Here is a 21,416-nt window from a genome sequence, read left to right on the forward strand (position 1 = left end):
CATACATATTACAGAGGAGTGGATGGTTTGACAAATGCACCGTTTCGCGCAGAACACGTAGGAAGCTTTCTTCGTCCGGAGCGACTCAAAAAAGCTCGGCAGCAGTACGCAGAGGGAGAGTTAAGCGCCGAAGCACTATGGAACATTGAAAACGAAGAAATTACTGCTCTTGTAAAAAAGCAAAAAGAAGCCGGCCTGCCGGTCGTTACAGATGGTGAGTTCCGCCGCGCCTGGTTTCATCTCGATTTTATGCAGGAGGTCGAGGGAGCAGAATTTATTAAATTGGACCAGGGGCTTGTATTCAGCGACAATACGGAAACAAAAGCCGAAGGGGTCAAGGTTGTTAATAAGTTAGCCTTCCGCGATCACCCTGTGGTGCGCGAGTACGAATTTCTGCACAGTCTGAAAGGCGAGCATGCTGCCCGTGTGACAGTCCCAAGTCCAAGCATGTTTATTTTCCGGACGGTAACTGAAGAAGAAAAAAATGTCTATCACTCGGAAGCGGAGCTTTTTTCCGACCTCGTGCAGGTTTATAAGGATACGATACAGGCTCTGTACGAAGCCGGCTGCCGCCACCTTCAGTTTGATGATACGACCTGGTCTTTATTTCTCGGCGCTGAAAAGGACAGGGACCTCGTCCTTTCCGGCGGTCTGCTTGAAGCACGAGGCCTGGATCCGAAAGAAACGCTGGAGATGTTTGTAAACACCGTCAATGAAGCAATTGCTGATAAGCCTGAGGATATGCGGATCTATATGCACGTCTGCCGCGGCAATTACAAGTCCACGTATGCCTCCAGCGGCAGCTACGATGCCGTTTCAGAATACATGTTCAGTAAATTAAACGTCGATGCTCTTCTGCTGGAATTTGATGATGAACGCTCCGGGGGCTTTGAGCCATTAAAGTACGTAAACCGCAGTGATCTGCAGGTGGTGCTCGGTTTAATCACTTCAAAATTTCCTGAACTCGAAGATGCTGGTTTAATCAAATCCAGACTGCAGGAAGCTAAAAAACATGTACCGCTTAAACAGCTCGGTTTAAGCCCTCAATGCGGCTTTGCTTCCACCGAAGAGGGTAATATTCTCACTGAAGAAGAGCAATGGGCGAAGGTGCGCCACGTCGTTTCACTTGCCGAAGACGTCTGGAAATAGGTATCTTGATAAAGAAGCCGGCGTTCCCCGGCTTCTTTTTAACAGACACGTACGATAATTCTCCCTGCCAAGGCACCCGGATGCCTAAATCTTTTCTGGCATTTAGGCCAGTCCCGATATTATAATTTCAGTAAGTATAAAAAAGGTGGAAGATAAAATGGTTATGGAAAGAGACATGGAATCAATCAGGAAGCTTTTGATTGATTTGAAGGAGCAAAAACCCGGCTTCAGCCTGACATCTAAAAACGAAGAAACCGATTATTACATGTATCTGCTCACCGAAGGAGGCCTGATCGAGGCCACCAGGCACAAAACCTTGAGTAAACAGGTGACAAGCTACCATAATATTAAGATTACATTTGCCGGCCATGATTTCATTGATGTTGCTGAAGACGACAATATTTGGAACAAAACACAGGAAAAAGCCATGGAAAAGGGTTGGTCGATGTCCAACATCCCCCTGACCGTCCTGACAGATTTACTTAAAACCACACTTTACCAGCATTTAAGCAGCGACTGAAGCACAACTAATTTCTCATGGTTTATGCTTTACCCACATAGCTTCCCGCGAACCTCCTGATACTTCAGGAGGTTTTTTGTTGTTCCGGCTGAATACTTTTCTTGTCCGGCATCAGCTCTTTTTCAGCAGCATTTTTAAGAGGTTTACTGATTTATATAAATTAGTTCATTCCTCATGAAACACAAGAATCAGGTTATTTTTCTCACATTATTCATTTGTAACATTATGTTCGTTTCCTCACTGAAATTTTAAATTTTTCGCTTTAAAACCCTCGTTTTATAAGGGTTTTGTAAATATTACACATAATTTCTCATATATTTCATAAAGCTTAATCTTGTTACGTTTGCATTACATTCGTCCTATTCGCTTGAAAGTTCTTCTTCTTCAAGTTAAATTTACAAACGTGCGATAGATTACTTTGACATACGCATCCAACTATTAATTTGTTTACGCTCATTCACACTTAATGCTCATTAAATAAAAATTTTATACCTTCCAAGGAGGAATTTTTCAACCATGATGAAATCTACGAAAGCTTCACATTGGATCGGCGGCGCAATTCTTGGTACAGCTCTAGCTTTTGCAGCACCAGCGGTAAGTGATGCATCAGACAGCCTGCTGGTCCAGGGAGACTCCAGTGACTCTGTATCCCAAGCCCAATCGGTACTCGATGATAAAGGATATTATGATTATGAAGTAGACGGGATTTTTGGTTCGATTACAGCAGCAGCTGTCCGCGATTTTCAGGCTGATGAAGGCCTTACGGTCGACGGTATCATCGGTCCGAATACAAAAGCAGCGCTTTATGGAGAGAGCTCCAGTGACAATGATACTGAAGCAGACTCTAAAGCAGACGACAGCGATGATGAAGCGGTCGAATCTGCTTCCACCTCGGAAAGCAGCAGCTCTGCAGACACCTCCGGCGGAGAATCCATGACAGTTGAAGCTACTGCTTATACAGCAGACTGCGCAGGCTGCAGCGGCATTACAGCTACCGGCGTGAATTTAAATACCAACCGCTATGCGAAAGTCATCGCTGTAGACCCTGATGTTATTCCACTCGGCTCTGAAGTGCAAATTGAAGGTATGGGTACTTATACGGCAGCGGATACCGGCGGAGCGATAAATGGAAACCGCATTGACGTTCACGTTCCAAGTAAGTCCGAAGCTTATTCCTTCGGCCGCCGAAGCGTTGAAGTAACCGTAGTAGATTAATCTACTTATAAGCTTTATAAATGAAGAGACGCCTTTCCTTCGAAATGGAAAGGCGTCTCTATTTTTTTATTCCTTTACCACTTTGTATATGGAAGAAATTTGCCGTTTAACGTGACGACGACCCGGTCCCCTTTTGGGTCCTCTTCACGTTCTACATCCATTTTAAAATCGATGGCGCTCATAATACCATCACCGAATTCTTCATGGATAACTTCCTTTAATGTCGTTCCATATACCTGAGTAATTTCATGAAACCGGTAAATAAGCGGATCTGTCGGAACATCCTCGTTTAGAGAACCTTTGTATGGAACAGCCATCAGTTCATGCTTAATTTCTTCATAAGGAACTTCGAGGTAGTTAATGAGCGCGTCTGCTTCCTTTTCGTCCATTGATGCCTGACCCTGAATTACAGCAGCAACCCATGTTTTGTTACGGCCCACGGCTTCCGCTAGATCCTGATAAGTAGCTCTTTTCCGGTTCTTTGCTTCTATCAGCTTGGCGGTGACTTCACTCATTTCCATTATTTTCTCTCCTTCCTTTTTCTATTCTACTTTACTTTAACATGCAGGCATTACCACAATATATGATTTTTGCCATCTTCTTTTAGGCGGTTGGAATTCAAACTGCGCTAAGCTTAGTTCCAACAGCCTATTTTTTGTTAATTTACCGTAATTTTGTTTCAAAAAGATGCATTAAGGATATATGTATAGCTACCTGCATATTTTTATGCCGGTTTTTAAAAGTGAATATAACCAGCTTCAGCAGCAATGAGTTAGACCATTGGGAGCTAATCATAAGCTGAAAAGAAAAAGCCTGAGAGCTGTTTCTTTTTAGTTCCAGGCATGCACCGGGTGCTTCTGTGACTGAAACAGATTATTACTACTACCCCACGAAGGAGTGCTTGTTATGTCTTATTTTTCTCCCTATATTGTTACCACTGTAGCTGATGCTAATTATGCTGAGCATACAGCTGTGTCCTTTACTTCTCTTCTCACGAACACTGCAAGGCCGGAGAGAATTGAATTCCACGTTATTGAAACCGGCTGGAGCAGCTATCAAAAACAAATGCTCGAGCAGCTTGGAGCTTACTTTAATTCCCGTGTCGTTTTTCATGCCATCGACACCGACAGATATAAAAATCTTTTTCAGGCAAATCACAAATATTCCTATCATATTACCAATGCTGCCTATTACCGGTTATCCATTCCATACTTGTTTACGAATGTAGACAAGATACTGTATATCGACTGCGACACCATCGTCCAGGAAGACATTACTATTTTGTGGAAGATCCCTCTGCGGCGCCAGGTTATGGCCGCAGCAGAAAACTTCGGCGGATTCTACCGCAACGATGATTTGTTTATGCCGCCGGAAGCTAAATATTTTAATTCCGGGGTTATGATGATTCACGTGCCAAATTGGAAAAAACACCAGGTGACCGACCAGGTCGTCCAGTTTATCCAAAAGCATGAGAGCCGGATGCTTTATCACGATCAGGACGGCTTAAACGCCGTGCTTTACAATCATTGGTTCGAGCTTCATCCTAAATGGAATACAATGACTGATATGTTCCTGAAGGCTGTTCCTGACACCCACCAGGGAAAAAAGGTGATGAGTGCTGTCGAAAAGCCGGCTGTCATTCATTTTACCGGGCCGGAAAAGCCATGGCAGCCAGATACCAAGCACCCTTTAAAGCATTTGTATCATGAATATGCTGCCCAAAAAGACGAAATTGTCGTGAAGCCTACTTCCCTGTAATACCGGTGCCGCTCTTTTAATCAAAAGGAGCGGCATTATTTTGCTTCGGGCTCCTTACTGCTGCAGACAAATATTAAATAATTGATGTCTTTATCCACGTCCCAGATAATAAATGGATCGATCACTTCCCGCGGCATCCGTGCCAGTAAATCTGTTTCATCGATGATGCTTTTAACGAGTGTTGTTTTTGCTGCTTCAATTTCCTCTGCATGCCCTTCTTCAAGAAGCTGACGTTCTACCGGGGTCAATACATTCGTTCGTTCAATCAGCACTACGCGGTGATTTAAAGGTTTTGTGTTCACAAACGCAGAGAGACCTTCTTTGTTTTCTCCCGCTTTTTTCACAACGCTGTTTAACTCTTCCTGCCACTTTTCTACAATTCCGGATTCCGCTGGCGCCTCCACAGTACCGAAAATCACCCCTGAACGCTGGTCAAGGTTCCAGTTAGTGTAAATATCGAGTATTTCCTTTCCGGTCACTGCTTCGAGCTCTGATTTTATATCAGCATAGATAACGCTCATCAGCATCTCCCTCAACTCTTCAACTTTTTTGCCTTCATTTTTTTGAATTAAAATTTGTTCCATCGGCACCAAAAAATCACGAATGTGGACACAAAAATAAGGCGGGGCCCACGTAGTATGTACAGAGATAGGTCCTTTTCCAAAGCTTTCCCTCAAAACCTTTCCAATATATCCAGCTATCGCTGATTGTACTTCCTTTACTTCTGACATCACATTTTTCTCCCTTTCTTCCAAGCATCATCTTGTTTTGCCCCCGCTCTTCCAGTCTTTCCGGAAAAAACGAAAGCTTATAAAAGCATAAAAAAAGCCACAGAGGAAAAATATCCTTTGTAGCTTACCGTTTAGCTCAATTGTCTAACGATCCTGCATCATTTACTGATTATTAAATTTTACATTGCCGCCTGGGACGACACCCGGGGCTTCATTTCCTGTGAGTGTAACGACTTATTTTCAGCCCTATTGTCCAAAAATTTCTATCGTCCTTATAAAACATACATTATTTATTCATGTTTCACTTTACCTGTTTTGAACTGATTTTGCAATGCATTTGCTGCAGGAATGCTACAGAAGAAACGCTGCGGCCAGTCCGCAGATAAACAGCGGAATGTTGAAGTGCAGGAATGTCGGTACACATGTATCCCATATGTGATCATGGCGTCCATCGGCATTCAGGCCGGCTGTCGGTCCAAGCGTGCTGTCAGAGGCCGGTGAGCCTGCATCCCCAATCGCACCTGCAGTGCCGATTAAAGCTGCGGTGGCAAGCGGAGAGAAGCCGAGTGAGGCACTTAGTGGCACAAACAAGGCTGCAAGGATTGGAATCGTCCCGAATGAAGAGCCTATCCCCATTGTAATCAATAGCCCTGTCAAAAGCATCACGACTGCTCCGAGAAGCTGGCTGCCGCCAAGAACGTCAGACGTCACTGCCACTAACTGCTCTACTGCTCCAGTGTCCTTCAGAACAGTCGCGTAGCCGGAGGCAAGGAGCATCACAAAGGCGATCATCCCCATCATTCGAACGCCGTCGTTCACCGTCTGATCGGCTTCTTTCACCGGAACCACCCGGAAAATAAACATAGCTGCAATACCGGTCAGTGCACCGATTACCAATGATTCGGTCCATACCTGTACTAACAGCGCAGATACAATCGCTATCAGTGTTAACAAATGCGATAGCTGAAATTTATTAGTGTTCTTCAGGGAAGCCTCTGCTTCTGTAACGTCTACGTTTCCCGCTTCCATTTCTTTATCTTTACGGTACGTAACGAAAATAGCTATCAGCAGGCCGATCACCATGCCGCCGACTGGAATAATCATCGCCTGCCAAATCTGCCCGAACGCAATATTCATGCCGTTGTCGTTCATGCTCTCCTGAATAATCTCCTGAAAAATCAGTCCATAGCCGACAGGGATCAGCATATAAGGCGCCTTTAAGCCAAAGGTCAAGCTTACAGCTACCGCCCGGCGGTTAATTTTCATATGATCAAATAAATGCAGAAGCGGCGGTATAAGTATCGGGATAAATGCAATATGTACCGGCACAAGATTCTGCGATAAACAAGCCACTCCTGCAATGGTCAAAAGCAAAGCTGCCCGTTTATTTTTTAACAGCTTTACCAGATTTGTCACTAAAAACCCTGTAATCCCCGAATAGCCAATCATAACTGCAAAAACACCGAGCAGAATGTAGCTGAGGGCGGTGCCAGCCCTCCCACCCATGCCGGATACGAGCATTTCAATGGAATCGGTAAATGACAGACCGGCCAGCAGCCCTGCCGTCACTGCTGCCCCCATCAGTGCAAGAATGACATTCAGCCGGAACAGACTGAGAACAATCAGCACCAGGACTGAAACTATAACTGCGTACTCCACTTTGTTTCCCTCGTTTCTCTTCTTTTATCGTTTATGTACATGGATACAGATTAAACGCACAAAGAAGATTTTAGCATAGATCCTTTAGCCTGCTCAAACTTTATCAGAGTAAAATATTCTGCTTTATTTAAAATTCCCACTCGTAGTGCGTCCATGCGCTCTTAACCCCGCCAAGCGATTCGTAAAGTCTGCGTGCTTTTTTATTGCTGCGGTCTGTTTCAAGCACCATACCGGCATAATCCTCTGACTGCACGTAAGAAAGAACAAACTCAAGAAGCTCTTTTCCGTAATGCTGACCCTGGAATTCTTGATAGATATACAGGTCGTTTAAAATGGCTGTTTTTTTAACCTGTAAGGTGCTGAACGTCTGATACAGGGTAGCAAAACCGATCAAGTCGCCGTAATGCTCCACGATAAACTGGATGCCGATTTCCGGCTGGGCCAGAAGCTTTTTAATCAGTGTCTTTAATTTGCCGATACCCGGATCGGGATGCTCGTAATGGTCCACAATATACGCCTGCATGGCTTCTGCGAGACTGGGGATATCTTCTGTTTCTACGGTTCGTATTCTTATACTCATGACGGCCTCCTGCATAGTTCTATTACCTTGCGTTTAATTGTTTTATCGCACTATATTTCATCTTATGGCACACAGAAACATGATACAACCCCGAAAGCAAAAGCACGGAGGAAAAATATCCCTTTTACATTCATATAAAAACGGGAGCCGCTTTTGCGCGCCCCCGTTTTTATCAGTCATGAAAATTTGTTCCGTCTGTAGTGGCTTTAACATAATCTGCACGGATGACAAAATCCCCAAAATGCTCTCCGTCGTAACGTTCCTTCGCAAAACGGGCAATCATCGGTTCGAGTTCACTTAAAATTTCCTCTTCCCCAATATTTTCCCGGTAAAGCTTGCTCAAGCGGTCACCGGTAAAGCTTGCGCCTAAATACATATTGTATTTCCCGGGTGCTTTTCCGATAAAGCCGATCTCTCCGAGCGCCGAACGGGCACAGCCATTTGGACAGCCCGTCATTCGGATAATAATATCTTCATCCCGCAGGCCCTGTTCCTCAAGCGTAACCTCGAGTTTATCGACCAGCGAAGGAAGATAACGCTCTGCTTCCGCCATGGCAAGTCCACAGGTCGGGAAGGAAACACAGGCCATCGAGTTGCGGCGGAGAGCGGAATAGTGCTTTCCGTCAGTCAGACCGTAATCCTCAATCAATTTGCTGATCTGCCGTTTTTTATAGTCTGTTATATCGGATATGACAACGTTTTGATTCGGCGTCATCCGGAAATCGCCGGTGTGGATTTTGGCTATTTCCCGAAGCCCGGTCATTAATTGATAGTTTTCCTCGTCCTTGATCCGCCCATTTTCGATAAACAGAGTGAAGTGCCACTTACCATCGTTGCCTTTAATCCATCCGTACTCGTCTCCGTTGCTTTCAAATTCATAGGAACGGGCCGCCTCTATTTCATAGCCAAGCCGTTCATTCAATTCGCTTTTCAGCCATTCGACCCCGTAGCGGTCAATTGTATATTTGAAACGGGCATTTTTCCGGTTGGAACGATTGCCGTAATCGCGCTGAATTGTCAGAAGCTTCTCTGAAGCATTCACCACTTCTTCCTTCGGTACATAGCCGATCACACGTCCAAGCTGCGGATACGTATCCGGTTCGCCGTGCGTCATTCCCATACCGCCGCCGACTGACACGTTAAATCCCTTCAGCTCGCCGTCTTCCACAATAGCAATGTAGCCGATATCCTGGGAGAAAACGTCAATGTCGTTGGACGGCGGAACTGCCACACCGATCTTGAATTTTCTTGGGAGGTACGTTTCGCCGTAAACCGGCTCCACTTCTTCCTTGCTGTCCGCCACCTTTTCTTCGTCAAGCCATATTTCATGGTAGGCCGTCGTGCGCGGCAGCAGATGGTCGCTGATCTGTTTGGAATACTCATACACTTCCCCGTGCACATCGGATTGATTCGGGTTTACATTGCACATAACGTTTCTGTTAACGTCCCCACATGCGGCAATCGAATCCATCATAGCTGCGTTAATTTCCTGGAGATTCTTTTTCATATTCCATTTGAGAATCCCGTGCATTTGAAACGTCTGCCGGGTAGTAAGCCGGAGAGTGCCGTTGCCGTATTTATGCGACACTTCATCCATTGTGAGCCACTGTTCCGGTGTAATGACGCCTGCCGGCAGACGGACACGGAGCATAAACTGATATGCCGGTTCAAGCTTTTGCTGGCGGCGCTCGTTGCGCAGGTCCCGGTCGTCCTGCATGTAGCTGCCGTGAAACTTCATCAGCTTTCCATCTGCTTCAGGAATGCTCGCAGTGATTGGATTTGCCATCGTTTTAACAAGCGTACCGCGTAAGAAGTTACTGTCTTTTTTCAAGTGCTCCATGCCATCTAACGGGGCATCCTGAATGTTTTTTAAGCTGCTGTATTCTGACATATGCGTTTGGTTCCTCCCCGGTAGTTATTAATATACGTCACGCTGATAGCGTTTTTGCTGCTGCAGGTCGAGCATGTATGCTTCAGCTTCTTCATGGGTCATATTTCCTTCTTTTTCAAGCACTGACACCAGGGCTTCATGCACGTCATGGGCCATCCGCTTTTCATCTCCACAGATGTATAAAAACGCCCCGTCCTGCAGCCACTGATAAACTTCTTCACTGTTTTCAAGAATCCGGTGCTGAACGTATATCTTTTCTTCGTTATCCCGCGAAAAGGCTACATCCATTTTTGACAACGAGCCTTCCTCAAGCCATTGCTGCCATTCTGTCTGATACAGAAAGTCCGTCCGGAAATGCTGGTCCCCGAAGAACAGCCATGATTTGCCGTCCGCTTCCACTTCTTCGCGTTCTTCAACAAATGAGCGGAACGGAGCAATTCCAGTTCCCGGTCCTACCATAATAACAGGGGCAGACGGGTTATCCGGAAGTTTGAAATTGGGGTTGTGCTGAATATAAATAGGCAGGGTATCCCCCGGCTCCGTGCGTTCTGCGCACTGACCGGAGCAGACACCTGTCCGTGGTCTTCCATGAGCATCGTAGCGAACGGCCCCCACTGTTAAATGCACTTCATCAGGGTTTGCGGATGGGCTGCTTGCTATTGAGTACAGGCGCGGCGGTATTTTCCGTAAATTACCCACCACGTCTGCAGCTCCGCCCTGCCACGGTCCGTAATCCTTTAATAGATCCAATAGGTCGCGTCCTTCCAGGTAGGAGCGCAGGTCATCCGCATGTTCTGTATCGAGCAGTTCCTGAATTTTTTCGTTGTTTGTCAGCTTGCTCATTTTTTCAAGCAGTGGTTTAGTCAAAACCGTGATTTCAAAATGAGAGAGGAGTGCTTCACGAAGCGAGCGAATATCGCCCTGTTTATTCAATACTACGGTTTCTTCCGGATTCCAGTCCATTTCACGAATCAGCTGGTCCACCAGAAGCGGATCATTTTCCGGAAACATCCCGAGGCTGTCCCCAGGTTCAAAGGTCAGTCCTGACCCTTCAAGCGAAAGCTCTACGTGACGAGTTTCTTTTGCCGATCCCCGGCCGTTTAAATTAATGTTATCCAATATTTCCGCCCGGAACGGGTTAGTTCTTGAGTACGCCGGCTGTTCTGTGGCGGGAGCAGCTGAAGCAGCCGCTCCGGCAGGGGCTGCTGCCGCCTGCGCCGTTTCCTCCTGAAGCTCATTCAGGCTTGAAAGGACGCCCTGGATCCATTCTTCGGCATCGTCGTCAAAATCAACATCACAGTCTACTCTTGGATAAAGACGGGTGCCTCCAAGATCTTCAAGCCGCTGATCAAAATCTTTACCTGTCTGACAGAAATATTCGTAGGAGGTGTCCCCAAGCGCGAGAACGGAAAAGCGTGCATCTTCAAGTTTCGGGGCTTTACGCCCGTTCAGAAACTCATGGAAGGAAATAGCGTTGTCCGGAGGATCGCCTTCTCCGTGTGTACTCACGATAACTAATAGGTTTTCCACCTTTTTCATATTTTTTGTCTTAAAATCATCCATCGAGCTCACAGTTACATTGTAGCCCTGATCTTTCAGCCTTCTTGAGCTGTCTTCTGCAATCATCTGACCGTTACCGGTCTGGGAGCCAAATAAAATGGTTACCTCCTTGGAAGCCGCCTCCGCCTGGGATGCCTGGGGTGCAACCGATTCCTGGACAGCCGGCCCTTCAGCTGCTGGTGCAGCGCCTGAATTCGCCTGAGAAGCCAAATACCCGCTTAACCAAATTTTCTGATTTTCTGTTAATGTCGGCAGGAGCTGGTTCAGTAAATCTACCTGCTCCTGGCTAAAAGGACTATTCGTAACCTGCAATTGCACTCTCTCCACCTCACAAATAAATTTAACTGCAATCCTGTCGTTCTAAGGACAAAATAATTTTCTCTTTAGCTTTATCTTATCCATGTGTATAAACTGGTCATTTTATTATGGTCAATTTTATCCGTATAATTCTTATGTGTCAAGTTGGTTTTAAATTCCTAACAGAATATTGGGCAATCATTTATATTTTATCACATCCCTGCTTCCGTTACGCTTTCTTCAAAAGTTTTATGCATTGAAAAAAATGGTAGATTATTCCTTTGTTTTGCCATATAATAAAATTACTTTTCAGAAAGAAGGTGAGGCCTTGACCAACATCGAATCATTTACACGGCAGTTGATCCACCAGGCAGCAGCCGCCGGCGCATCGGATATTCATCTACTGCCGGCTTATTCAGAAGCTTCTCTCTATTTTCGTATTCATGGACGCCTTGAGCTTTCAGATACGTATTCTGCGGCTTTTGCCCACCGGCTTATAACGCACTTAAAGTTCAGAGCCGGCATGGACATCGGCGAACGAAGACGTCCGCAGGACGGCTCGCTTACGTACCGCTCGCTTCATCCTCCTGTACATCTCCGTTTTTCCACCATGCCTTCCGATCGTATGGAAAGCTTTTCTATCCGACTGCTCCCGCAGACCTTTCAGTTTACCCTCCCGCAGCTGTTTTTAACTTCCACCGCTGCACGATCATTCGAAGACGTGCTTGCCTCCCGTAAAGGACTGGTTCTTTTGACCGGCGCCACCGGGTCTGGAAAATCCACTACCCTGTACGCTATGCTCGAGCATCTGCTTACCTCCCAATCGCAGCGTATCATTACAATTGAAGATCCTGTAGAGCTCCGGGTACCCGGCTGCATCCAAACAGAGGTCAACGAAAAAGCCGGGCTTACCTATGCCTCTCTCCTGAAGGCGTCCATGCGGCATGACCCCGACGTGATTATGATCGGGGAAATACGCGACACTGAAACAGCACAGCTCGCACTCCGTGCTGCACTCACCGGCCACCTTGTACTCACTACGCTTCATGCCGGCAGTACCTTTGGGGTTCTCCGCAGACTGCTCGACCTAGGTCTTTCAAAAACCGACCTCCTTGAAACAACCACCTTCATTGCCCACCAGCGGCTTATTCCCACAATTTCTCTTTCAACCCCCGGGCGCCTGGCGCTATTTGATTTTTCCACCCGAAAGGATATCCATTCCATGCTTCATTCCAATAAACCACTCCATTCGTCCCGTATAAATGAGCAGCTGAGGCGGGGGTATGCACTCGGCTTATTCGACAGGGAAGCTTTTGCCGGGGTTCAGCCATGAACAAGCCATTAAAAAAAAACTGGAAGCCGGAGACTAAAGCATTATTTCTTCAACAGCTGGGCGAGCTGCTCGGCAGCGGGTATCATCTGGATCAATCCATCCAGATGCTTTCCTGGGAACAGCCAGCTTTCGTTACTGCTTCCCTGCGCAGCATACGAAGACAACTTCGAAGCGGCCGGGAGCTGCATGAGCTTTTACTTGAACACCATTTCCCCTCTGATATTACTGCTTTCGTTTATTTCGCGGAGCAGTCCGGCCGGCTCTCTGAAGGATTAACTGCAGCGGGTGATCATTACATGAGCCGCCTGGAGGCCTGGAGCAGTTTCCGTAAAGTTCTGTATTACCCTTTGTTTCTTCTATGGCTTCTGATCATTCTAGCTTATGTATTTGTCCGCTATCTTTTTCCACAGTTTCTCGAATTGTTTGAACAGCTGAGCATGGACCTTCCTTTTTACACCCGGATGGTGATGAACATGATTTCTGCAGCTCCTTTCTTCTTTGCCCTTGTTTTTGTTCTGCTGACTGGCCTCGGGGCATTTTATGCTTTCGTTGTCCGTCCGAAGCCCGCTTCAACGCGAGCTTATTTTTGGACCAGGCTGCCGTTTCTCCAGGCTTTTATTACTATGAGAACTACTGCCTCTTTTGCTGAACAGTTCGGCTACCTGCTACTGAATGGATTATCTCTCTCCGAGAGCTGTACGGTGTTAAAAAACCAAAAGCATTCCCTTTTGATTCAGGAGGAAGGGGCGCGCTTAGAACAAATGCTCGCTGCCGGGACGCCTCTGCCGGAAACGTTCCGGCGGCCATGGTATCTTGAAAGTCTCGGGCAGGCGGTACTATACGGCCAGTCCATCGGAGCGCTAGGCCAAGTGCTGGTGCAATACAGCAGCCATACACAGCACAAACTTGAAGCAGACATCCAGCGGATGACCATGACCGCCCAGCCCATTCTTTTCTTTTCGGTCGGCATTCTGATTTTAAGTCTTTTTGCTGCTGTATTTTTACCTATGTATCACATGATTACTTCCATACAATAAAAGGAGCGACCATTCATGCACACCCCTCACGATTATCTTTCTGAACAACTCCTGGCACTTGAAAAACGCTTGACGGAACTCGAAATGCATAAAGAAGAAGACATTGCTTCTTTATTGCAGCTGCTTCACCAATCCCGCCCTGCCAGAAAGGAAAAAACATATGCTTAAAAACAATAAAGGTTTTACTATGGTGGAAATGCTGATTGTACTGCTCATTATTACTGTGCTTCTTTTAATTGCTATCCCGAATATCGGTACAAATAACCAGGTTGCCCAGTCCAAAGGATGTGAAGCCACCATCCAGCTTTTAGAAACGCAGGCTGCTGCTTATGAGGTTGAATACGGCAGCGAACCGTCTTCCCTTCAGGACCTTGTTGAAGCTGACTATGTAGAAACGATCACCTGCCCGGACAATACTCCGCTTGTATATAACAACGGAGCCGTAAGTAAAGGATCCTGATGCCCATTTTCAGTTCAAAGGGGTATACGCTTCCGGAGACTATCATAGTACTGCTCCTATTAAGTGTGCTGGCCGGCGTTCCATTTATTCATTTCTCTTCGGCCTACGAGAGCACCCGTGAAGACCATTTTGTTCAGCAGCTTCAGGCCGATCTCGTCTACAGCCAGCACTATGCTTATACTCACAATACATCCACCCGTCTCGATTGGAAGGAAGAGGAGGGCTACTATGCCATTTCAGGCAACGACCGCATTGAACCTTTAATCAGGCGAACTATCCCCGAAGGCTTTTTTTCTCCTACTGCATCTAAGCTGCAGTTTCATACATTGTCTTACACGGGGAAGGGAAATATTAAAAAAGCAGGCACCATATCTCTTCACGGCCCGTCCCGGTCGTACCGGTTTATATTTCAAATCGGAAGGGGGCGGCTCCGTGTTGAAACATCCCCGTAAAGGATTCACGCTGATTGAAGCTGTCAGCGCCCTCTCGCTTCTGTTCGCAGTCACTCTATTTATGCTCCCTCTTCTTCATCAGACCTATCAGACCTGGAGCAGTCAGCAGCTGTATTACGAGCAGCTGTATGTGATGGAAAAGGAAGCAGGGCGCATTCACCAGTCTGCCTCTGCTGCAGTCACTGCTGCCGCTTATGCGAAAGGAAGGATTCATGTTCACATTAAAGAACACGAAGAAGGCTATAAAGTGTGTACCTCGATCGAAGGGAGTCGAAACGAACAGTGTGTTTACGTCCTTGCAAAACAATAAGGGAGTCACACTTCCTGAAATGATTATTACTCTTTTGCTGTTCAGTCTGTGGGCGCTGGCCGCCGCTAAATTCAGCAGCCTGTTTTTAACTGAGGTTCCGGTCCCGGACACTGAAGCACGCTTATTTGTTCAGCAGATGGAGGAGGATATGCAGAACGCTCAATCATTAGCGTATGATAAGCAACGGTTTTATATTGAGTCCAGACAACATTCGTACGAATATTTTATGTCTAACGGACGGGTCATACGCCGGGTGGACAACGAAGGGTTTGAAATTATGCTTCAGGGAGCTTCTTCATTTTTTGTGGAGACAGAAAAGTACGGGGCAGATGTGGAGGTGATTTTAAACGATGGGCAGTACATTCAATCGTTTCTTTCCTATCATGCAGCAACAAAGAAGCTTTTCCCTTCGTAAAGGCTTTATTCTCCCCTCCACCATTTTCTTTCTTTTATTCATTTTCTTATTTATGGTGCTGGCTGCCGGGCTTTTAAAGCTTCAGCTTCTGCAGCAGAACGAGGAGTTTGGATCTCTGGACGTAAAATGGATGATCCGCAATGCTGAAAATATTTATATTGAAGCTCCATCTGAAACCGGAGCCGTTTCGATGCCGGATGGAACTGTGGAATGGGTGGAATCAGAGAACGGCGAAATCAAATTCACCGCCCGTCACCGTCTGGGATTTTCCAAACAGGTAACTTATTCCGCAGACTGGAAAGCCTCTGTTTATGAAGCTCTTTCTTACCCGGAACATAAATAAAGCCGGCAGATTTTATTCTGCCGGCTTTCATATTGGTTATTGCTTTCGTGCATTGCGTACTGATTCCATTTTCTTTTTCATCTGCCTGCCTTCTGCATCACGGCGGTCGTCAATACGAATATTTGTTGATACACGCTGATAGCCTTCCTGAAAAGGAAGCTCGTGTATTTCTCTGACGGCCTGAAGCAGATCATCAATATTTCCTTCGAGAAGCGTACTCATTGGCGTCATTTCAATATCAATTTTATCATTATATTTTTCCAGCACGTCCTGAATTTTTGCTACTGTGTCCGACATCCCAGTCCCCTGCTTATCTACAGGCGATACTGTCACATCAACAATTGCCATAGATATCTGCTCCTTTCGTTTTCTTCCAAGCCGGTGCGGGAATTCACGCTCAGCAAGCATCCGAAACGCTGCAATCGCAGTTTGAATGTGCACCTTCTCCGGCACAGAACATGTAACATTTCGTTGAAGCCAGTACGAAGGCTTCAGCCATGTGTTTCTGCTCCCGGCAAAGTGCCGCTGAAGCACTTCTTCTGCCGCTAAAGCCATCGGCAGAGATATATAAGCACTGACAGCTATAAAAACATTTCCCGGGGAAGAAGCAATATAAACCGGAGACGCCATGACAAGAAACAAAACGAAGTATATAAATACAATATTGGTAGAACAGTGACGGTTTGTAATCGCTGCCCTTCTCACTCTTCTCCAAGAGCTTTTTCCAGGCACGCCCGTGAAGCTGAATACTTTGTGCTCTGCGCCGTGGAACTTTTTGAGCTGCTGTGGAAAAATAAAATGAGTGCCCATGACAAACAGTAAAAACGAATATAAAGGCAGCAGCTGAAAAATGGCCGCTATGAGCCAGGCTGCGGCTGTGAGCTTGTACCAGGCAGGCATCGCACCTGTAACTACTGCTGCCACTCTTGAATAAGACCGCAGGGAAAGTGGAAGCAGTTCGGCATGTATCTTTCCTTCGCTGTCGACATAGGCTCTGCTGATAAAGGAAGCCCCGAAGAAAAATACGCCGCGCTGATAGGAAAGCCCGCGAATTTTCATGCCGGCTGTTACTCGCCGTACATGAATCGCGAACCGGCAATTCCGGGTTTGGTCATTTCCTTGGCATCCAAAATTTCATCGAGCTCTTCTTCCGATAATATCCCCCGTTCGATGCAGATCGAACGTACACTCTGATCCGTTTCAATCGCTTCTCTTGCTATTCTCGCAGCTGTTTCATACCCAACATGCGGATTGATGGCTGTAATAATACCTACGCTTCGTTCCACCATGTTCCGGCAGTGTTCAATATTGGCTGTAATTCCTTCAATAGTAAATTCGCGAAACACCTTTAAACCATTCTGGAGCACTGACAGGGACTGAAGCAGATTAAAGACGAGCACTGGCTCCATTACATTCAATTCGAGCTGACCGGCTTCCGAAGCATGGCTGATCGTATGGTCATTGCCGATAACCTGAAAGGAGATCTGATTGATTAATTCGCACATGACCGGGTTTACTTTCCCCGGCATAATCGAGGAGCCCGGCTGACGGGAAGGAAGGTTAATTTCATTCAGGCCGGTTCTAGGCCCGGAGCTCATCAGCCGCAGATCGTTCGCCATCTTGGAAAGGTTAATCGCATGTACCTTGAGTGCCGCGGACAGTTCGGTGTAGGAGTCCGTGTTCTGAGTCGCATCCACAAGATCAGTGGCACTGTAAAACGGCATCCCGGTCTGCTCAGCAAGAATTTCTGCTACGCGGCCAATGTATTCAGGCATCGCGTTGAGTCCTGTGCCGACCGCTGTTGCCCCGAGGTTGATTTCATACAAATGATCCACTGACCGTTTAATGCGGCGCAGGTCTCTCGTCAGCACCCGGCGGTAGGCACCGAACTCCTGGCCGAGGCGGATCGGCACAGCATCCTGCAGATGCGTACGCCCCATTTTAATGACATTGTCAAACTCTTCTTCTTTGTGCCCCATCGCTTCGATCAAGTTGTCGAGCGCAGTCACAAGCCCCTGTGAAAGGCGCAGCGCTGAAATGTGAATCGCCGTCGGGAACGAGTCGTTGGTGGACTGGGCCATGTTCACATGAGTATTCGGGCTGACCCGCAGGTAATCCCCTTTTTCGCCGCCCAGTAATTCAATGGCCCGGTTGGCAATAACTTCGTTTGCGTTCATATTAAAGGAAGTCCCTGCTCCGCCCTGAATGGAGTCCACAATAAATTGATCATCAAATTTGCCCTCGATCACTTCATCCGCTGCTTCTACAACTGCCTGAGCAATAGATTCATTCAGAAAGCCAACTTCCGCGTTGGCAGTGGCTGCTGCTTTTTTTACGTAACCGAACCCTTTAATCAATTCCGTGTGCGGCGGGTAGCCGGTTATTGGAAAGTTTTCTTTTGCCCTCAGCGTCTGAATTCCGTAATAAGCATCTTTAGGTACTCTCTTTTCTCCTAAAAAGTCACGTTCCACACGGTAGTTTTCCATGTTTTTAGCCCCTTTTTAACAATCATTTTTTCTATCTTATTTATTCATATAATGATTTTTAGCCAGCCAGGCGGCTCCCGCTACCCCGGCGTCGTTCCCGAGATCGGCAATGACAAAATCCGTTCCTCTTTTTACTTTGTCGAGCGCGAACATATCAAAATGAGCGCGCAGTGTCTGCAGTAAATCGTCTCCGGCAGCGGCCACTCCGCCTCCGATCACGATTCTCTCCGGATTCAGGGTGTTGGCAATATTGCCGACAGCAAGCCCCAGATAATACATGGCGTGGTCAATCACACCGGCACAATATGGATCAGCGGAGGTGGCATAGGCGAACAAATCCTTGGTCGTAATTTCTTCTCCGCGCTGGTGCACATCATAAATCGGAGAGCCTTCTGCTTCGTCTATATGTTCGAGGGCCCCGCGTACCATACCCGTTGCCGAAGAGATGGTTTCCAGGCAGCCGCGTTTACCGCAGTTGCAAAGCCGGCCGCCCTCCGGTTTTACGGTGACATGGCCAATTTCACCAGCCATATTATCTTTGCCGTTCACAATGTCCCCATTGAGCACAATGCCGGCTCCGACCCCCGTGCCAAGGGTGATAAAAATCATATCCTGGACGTCCGTGCCGGCCCCTTTCCAGTATTCGCCCGCCGCTGCCAGGTTCGCATCGTTATCGAGCGCCACGGGAAAACCGAGCTTTTCTTCGAGAATACGTGCGACCGGGTAATCCTTCCATCCTATGTTTGTTGCGAATTCAATAATGCCATTTTCTATGTCGATAAAGCCGGGAAGCCCCGCGCCGGCGCCGGCGACTTCCTTAAGCGGAATATTTTTTCCATTCAGTTCATGCTCAATCGATGCTGCAATTTCATCGAGAACGTATTTTCCGTTTTCTTCCTTGCTGGTGGTAATGCTCCATTTGTGCTGCATGCCGCCGTCCTGGTCAAACAGCGCCATTTTTACCGCGGTGCCTCCGATATCAATTCCGATCACGTATTTTCCAGCCATTTGTCTACCCCTTTTCCTGCTCAATTCGTCGTTCTCTTTTTATCGTTAACAAAGAAGTCTGATACATCCTGACATCCATAAGCCCGTTTTTGTAGGCCTCTCTAATTTCTTCTTCCATTAAATCTAGATCCATTAAACGATTTTTCGTATAGATAAAAGCTCCGACTGTGCGCAGCCACATCCGGATTTCTGTCATGGATTCCATAGTTATCCTGCTTCCTTTCATTATATCAAGCGAAAGGCGTTTTTCTACTACGTATTCTGATTAATTCCACCGGTACATACCGATCGCAAAAAAGACGGCAAAGGCAAGAACAAAAAACGCCAGCGCCCCTACACGTACAAACTGCCAGCGGTGTCCCGGCAGATGCACAAATACGGAGGCGATAAATCCGCCGACAAGGCCGCCAATATGGGCACCGTTATCCACTGCCTGCACGGTAAATCCAAATACCAGATTAATCCCGAGAATAACAAGCACGTTCATGCCAAGCGTGCGGAAAAACAGCCGCTGGTGGGCAAGACCCAGGTATAAAAGGGCTCCAAAACAGCCGAAGATAGCACCACTGGCCCCGGCTGACACCTGTTCATTCATCGCAAAGCTGACTGTCGATGCAAATACGCCTGCAGCAAAATAAATGATAATAAAGCGAGCTGTGCCGTAAATACGTTCTGTGATGCCGCCAATAAAAAACAATGCCAGACTGTTCATAAACAAGTGCAGAAAACCAATATGCAGGAACATGGCACTAACGAGCCGCCACCATTCCCCGTCTACAATTCCCGGGTTATATTTCGCGCCAAGCTCGATGAGGGTGTTGACGTTCATACTGCTTCCCGAGCGTTCCAGCACTAAAAAAATGACAGCAAGTAATGCCAGCACCGTATAGGTCACAATCGGCTTTCCGCTCGAGAAAAAGGACATGTCCTGCTCTTCAAGCTCCCGCTGCCTTTTTTCTGCCTGACGACGGTAAAAGGAGGCTCTTTGTTCGTGCTCTTCGGCTTCAAGCTCTTCTTCAAGTCTTCCCCATGTCCATTCACTGGTTTTTAGATACGTACTGACAGCCGGGGGCGCATCCGCCAGACCCCGCCCGTTGTCATTGGCGAATAAAAAGGAACGGGCATCCAGGTCCCCGCTCTCCAGCGGCTCTGCCATATCCGCCGGAGGATAGGAAGTAATATATACGTTTGCAAATTTTGCTTTTCTTAAGGCGAGCCGCCTCTTCCACCCGTGAAAGCTTTTCTCCGCTTCTTGCCTGTCGTCCTCCAGCCGCCCTAGACGTTCATATTCCACCCGAGCCACACGCACAATCCAAGGCTGTCCATCGACATCCCCCTGGAGCCATATCCGCTTCCGGTCCGGGCCGACATCAATCAGGCGGAAGGATTCTTCCTCCATAAGCTGCTCTGTGAATTTCCAAAACTGATGAGCTTCCCGTTTAGACATCTGAACGCCGTCCTTCTTCCACTATTTCTCTTAAATATGAGGCTGCCTGATTGAATTCACTAAACTCTTTTACTGTGTTCGATGAATGCCCCGCTTTCTCCCCGCGGGTATTCACATAGATAGCTTCCCATCCTGCATTTTCCGCTCCCTGTATATCATGGGCCCATGAGTCGCCGATAAACAACGCCCGTTTTTTGCGGCTGCCCAAAAGCTGCAGCGCCTCGTCAAAAATGGCCGTTTTCGGCTTCGGGGCTTCAGCCGTTTCAGAAATAAAAAGATGGTGGTGATCGATCCAGCGATCAAGCTTCAGCTGATAAAACTTTTCCTTCTGCATATCCTCTGAACCATTTGTGATAATGCCGAGGCGGATGCTGCTTTTTGTGAGCGATTCCAACAAATCAGGTACACTCTCAAACAATTCGCTGAATTCCGGCAGCCGCCGCTCGTACTCCTGATGAAAATCCAGAGCTTCCCGGTCAGATCCCGGGAGCCCGAACACGCGCATCGTTTCTAGATACCGCTTGATACGGTACTGCTTTTGCGTAAGAATGCCTTCTTCATATTCCTGCCAAAACAAATCACAGTGATATTTAAACACCTCGAACCACCTGTCTTCATGAACAAACGGAGCTTCTTTATTTAACTGCTGTCTGATGGAAACAAACACAGCTTTAGTTGTTTTTTGAAAAGCTTTTTCGTGATCATAAAGGGTGTTGTCGAGGTCGAAACAAATCGTTGTCCAGCGCATGTACTTGTGCCACCTTT

General features: G+C 47.0%; 24 protein-coding genes. 12 read left to right on the forward strand and 12 right to left on the reverse strand.

Annotated features, from left to right (window positions below):
* The first annotated feature begins 18 nt into the window (after window positions 1–18).
* The 3 genes from SIC45_RS09795 to SIC45_RS09805 all read left to right on the forward strand — a co-directional run bounded on the left by SIC45_RS09795 (window position 19) and on the right by SIC45_RS09805 (window position 2,884).
* Complete coding sequence (locus tag SIC45_RS09795) at window positions 19–1,149, forward strand: 5-methyltetrahydropteroyltriglutamate--homocysteine S-methyltransferase (RefSeq protein WP_319632028.1); 1,131 nt, start codon at window positions 19–21, stop codon at window positions 1,147–1,149.
* Between the two features lie 157 nt (window positions 1,150–1,306).
* Window positions 1,307–1,669: a DUF2513 domain-containing protein gene (locus SIC45_RS09800; protein ID WP_298787834.1), complete on the forward strand. Its 363-nt coding sequence runs from the start codon at window positions 1,307–1,309 to the stop codon at window positions 1,667–1,669.
* A 516-nt stretch (window positions 1,670–2,185) separates the two neighbouring features.
* Window positions 2,186–2,884: a 3D domain-containing protein gene (locus tag SIC45_RS09805; RefSeq protein WP_319632029.1), complete on the forward strand. Its 699-nt coding sequence runs from the start codon at window positions 2,186–2,188 to the stop codon at window positions 2,882–2,884.
* A gap of 74 nt (window positions 2,885–2,958) precedes the next feature.
* Here the strand turns inward: SIC45_RS09805 and cynS are convergent, their stop codons facing one another.
* The gene (gene cynS / locus SIC45_RS09810; RefSeq protein WP_319632030.1) at window positions 2,959–3,405 is read right to left on the reverse strand and encodes a cyanase; all 447 of its coding nucleotides are present in this window, start codon (window positions 3,403–3,405) and stop codon (window positions 2,959–2,961) included.
* Between the two features lie 385 nt (window positions 3,406–3,790).
* On the opposite strand from cynS, the gene SIC45_RS09815 reads away from it, so the two are divergent.
* Complete coding sequence (locus SIC45_RS09815) at window positions 3,791–4,642, forward strand: glycosyltransferase family 8 protein (protein WP_319632031.1); 852 nt, start codon at window positions 3,791–3,793, stop codon at window positions 4,640–4,642.
* A 35-nt stretch (window positions 4,643–4,677) separates the two neighbouring features.
* Here SIC45_RS09815 and SIC45_RS09820 read toward each other — a convergent pair whose 3' ends face one another.
* The 5 genes from SIC45_RS09820 to SIC45_RS09840 all read right to left on the reverse strand — a co-directional run bounded on the left by SIC45_RS09820 (window position 4,678) and on the right by SIC45_RS09840 (window position 11,381).
* Window positions 4,678–5,373, reverse strand: coding sequence for a Na-translocating system protein MpsC family protein (locus SIC45_RS09820; protein WP_319632032.1), 696 nt, complete (start codon window positions 5,371–5,373; stop codon window positions 4,678–4,680).
* A gap of 351 nt (window positions 5,374–5,724) precedes the next feature.
* Window positions 5,725–7,032, reverse strand: a complete 1,308-nt coding sequence (locus tag SIC45_RS09825; protein ID WP_319632033.1) for a Na+/H+ antiporter family protein — start codon at window positions 7,030–7,032, stop codon at window positions 5,725–5,727.
* A 127-nt stretch (window positions 7,033–7,159) separates the two neighbouring features.
* Window positions 7,160–7,612: a GNAT family N-acetyltransferase gene (locus tag SIC45_RS09830; RefSeq protein ID WP_319632034.1), complete on the reverse strand. Its 453-nt coding sequence runs from the start codon at window positions 7,610–7,612 to the stop codon at window positions 7,160–7,162.
* 172 nt (window positions 7,613–7,784) lie between these two features.
* Window positions 7,785–9,503, reverse strand: coding sequence for an assimilatory sulfite reductase (NADPH) hemoprotein subunit (cysI, locus tag SIC45_RS09835; protein ID WP_298787848.1), 1,719 nt, complete (start codon window positions 9,501–9,503; stop codon window positions 7,785–7,787).
* A gap of 27 nt (window positions 9,504–9,530) precedes the next feature.
* Window positions 9,531–11,381: an assimilatory sulfite reductase (NADPH) flavoprotein subunit gene (locus tag SIC45_RS09840; protein ID WP_319632035.1), complete on the reverse strand. Its 1,851-nt coding sequence runs from the start codon at window positions 11,379–11,381 to the stop codon at window positions 9,531–9,533.
* Window positions 11,382–11,688: 307 nt separating this feature from the next.
* Between SIC45_RS09840 and comGA the strand changes: the two genes are divergently transcribed.
* The 8 genes from comGA to SIC45_RS09880 are packed head-to-tail and all read left to right on the forward strand — an operon-like array spanning window position 11,689 to window position 15,710.
* Window positions 11,689–12,693, forward strand: coding sequence for a competence type IV pilus ATPase ComGA (gene comGA / locus SIC45_RS09845; protein ID WP_319632036.1), 1,005 nt, complete (start codon window positions 11,689–11,691; stop codon window positions 12,691–12,693).
* Window positions 12,690–13,730 carry a competence type IV pilus assembly protein ComGB gene (gene comGB / locus SIC45_RS09850; protein WP_319632037.1) on the forward strand — a complete coding sequence of 347 codons (1,041 nt, stop codon included), beginning with the start codon at window positions 12,690–12,692 and terminating at the stop codon, window positions 13,728–13,730. The genes comGA and comGB overlap by 4 nt, the downstream gene beginning before the upstream one ends.
* Before the next feature lie 15 nt (window positions 13,731–13,745).
* Window positions 13,746–13,898 carry a hypothetical protein gene (locus SIC45_RS09855; protein ID WP_298787857.1) on the forward strand — a complete coding sequence of 51 codons (153 nt, stop codon included), beginning with the start codon at window positions 13,746–13,748 and terminating at the stop codon, window positions 13,896–13,898.
* A complete protein-coding gene (gene comGC, locus SIC45_RS09860; RefSeq protein ID WP_319632038.1) occupies window positions 13,891–14,190 on the forward strand; it encodes a competence type IV pilus major pilin ComGC in 300 nt (99 codons plus the stop codon). The genes SIC45_RS09855 and comGC overlap by 8 nt, the downstream gene beginning before the upstream one ends.
* A complete protein-coding gene (comGD, locus tag SIC45_RS09865; protein WP_319632039.1) occupies window positions 14,190–14,642 on the forward strand; it encodes a competence type IV pilus minor pilin ComGD in 453 nt (150 codons plus the stop codon). The genes comGC and comGD overlap by 1 nt, the downstream gene beginning before the upstream one ends.
* Complete coding sequence (locus SIC45_RS09870; protein ID WP_319632040.1) at window positions 14,623–14,952, forward strand: hypothetical protein; 330 nt, start codon at window positions 14,623–14,625, stop codon at window positions 14,950–14,952. Before comGD ends, SIC45_RS09870 begins: the two co-directional genes overlap by 20 nt.
* Window positions 14,855–15,367 carry a ComGF family competence protein gene (locus tag SIC45_RS09875; protein WP_319632041.1) on the forward strand — a complete coding sequence of 171 codons (513 nt, stop codon included), beginning with the start codon at window positions 14,855–14,857 and terminating at the stop codon, window positions 15,365–15,367. The genes SIC45_RS09870 and SIC45_RS09875 overlap by 98 nt, the downstream gene beginning before the upstream one ends.
* Window positions 15,303–15,710 (forward strand): hypothetical protein, encoded by a 408-nt coding sequence (locus tag SIC45_RS09880; RefSeq protein ID WP_319632042.1) that lies wholly within the window; start codon window positions 15,303–15,305, stop codon window positions 15,708–15,710. The genes SIC45_RS09875 and SIC45_RS09880 overlap by 65 nt, the downstream gene beginning before the upstream one ends.
* 36 nt (window positions 15,711–15,746) lie before the next feature.
* On the opposite strand, the gene SIC45_RS09885 is transcribed toward SIC45_RS09880, so the two are convergent.
* Genes SIC45_RS09885 through SIC45_RS09910 form a run of 6 tightly spaced genes read right to left on the reverse strand, consistent with a single transcriptional unit; the run spans window position 15,747 to window position 21,399 of the window.
* Window positions 15,747–16,769 carry an MTH1187 family thiamine-binding protein gene (locus SIC45_RS09885; RefSeq protein WP_319632043.1) on the reverse strand — a complete coding sequence of 341 codons (1,023 nt, stop codon included), beginning with the start codon at window positions 16,767–16,769 and terminating at the stop codon, window positions 15,747–15,749.
* A gap of 8 nt (window positions 16,770–16,777) precedes the next feature.
* A complete protein-coding gene (aspA, locus tag SIC45_RS09890) occupies window positions 16,778–18,196 on the reverse strand; it encodes an aspartate ammonia-lyase (protein WP_319632044.1) in 1,419 nt (472 codons plus the stop codon).
* Window positions 18,197–18,232: 36 nt separating this feature from the next.
* Window positions 18,233–19,204 carry an ROK family glucokinase gene (locus SIC45_RS09895; RefSeq protein ID WP_319632045.1) on the reverse strand — a complete coding sequence of 324 codons (972 nt, stop codon included), beginning with the start codon at window positions 19,202–19,204 and terminating at the stop codon, window positions 18,233–18,235.
* Window positions 19,205–19,208: 4 nt separating this feature from the next.
* The gene (locus SIC45_RS09900; protein WP_319632046.1) at window positions 19,209–19,409 is read right to left on the reverse strand and encodes a YqgQ family protein; all 201 of its coding nucleotides are present in this window, start codon (window positions 19,407–19,409) and stop codon (window positions 19,209–19,211) included.
* A gap of 60 nt (window positions 19,410–19,469) precedes the next feature.
* Complete coding sequence (locus SIC45_RS09905; protein WP_319632047.1) at window positions 19,470–20,651, reverse strand: rhomboid family intramembrane serine protease; 1,182 nt, start codon at window positions 20,649–20,651, stop codon at window positions 19,470–19,472.
* Window positions 20,644–21,399, reverse strand: coding sequence for an HAD family hydrolase (locus SIC45_RS09910; protein ID WP_319632048.1), 756 nt, complete (start codon window positions 21,397–21,399; stop codon window positions 20,644–20,646). The genes SIC45_RS09905 and SIC45_RS09910 overlap by 8 nt, the downstream gene beginning before the upstream one ends.
* Window positions 21,400–21,416: the final 17 nt, after the last annotated feature.

The sequence above is a fragment of the Marinococcus sp. PL1-022 genome (assembly GCF_033845285.1).
Classification (GTDB): Bacteria; Bacillota; Bacilli; order Bacillales; family Marinococcaceae; genus Marinococcus.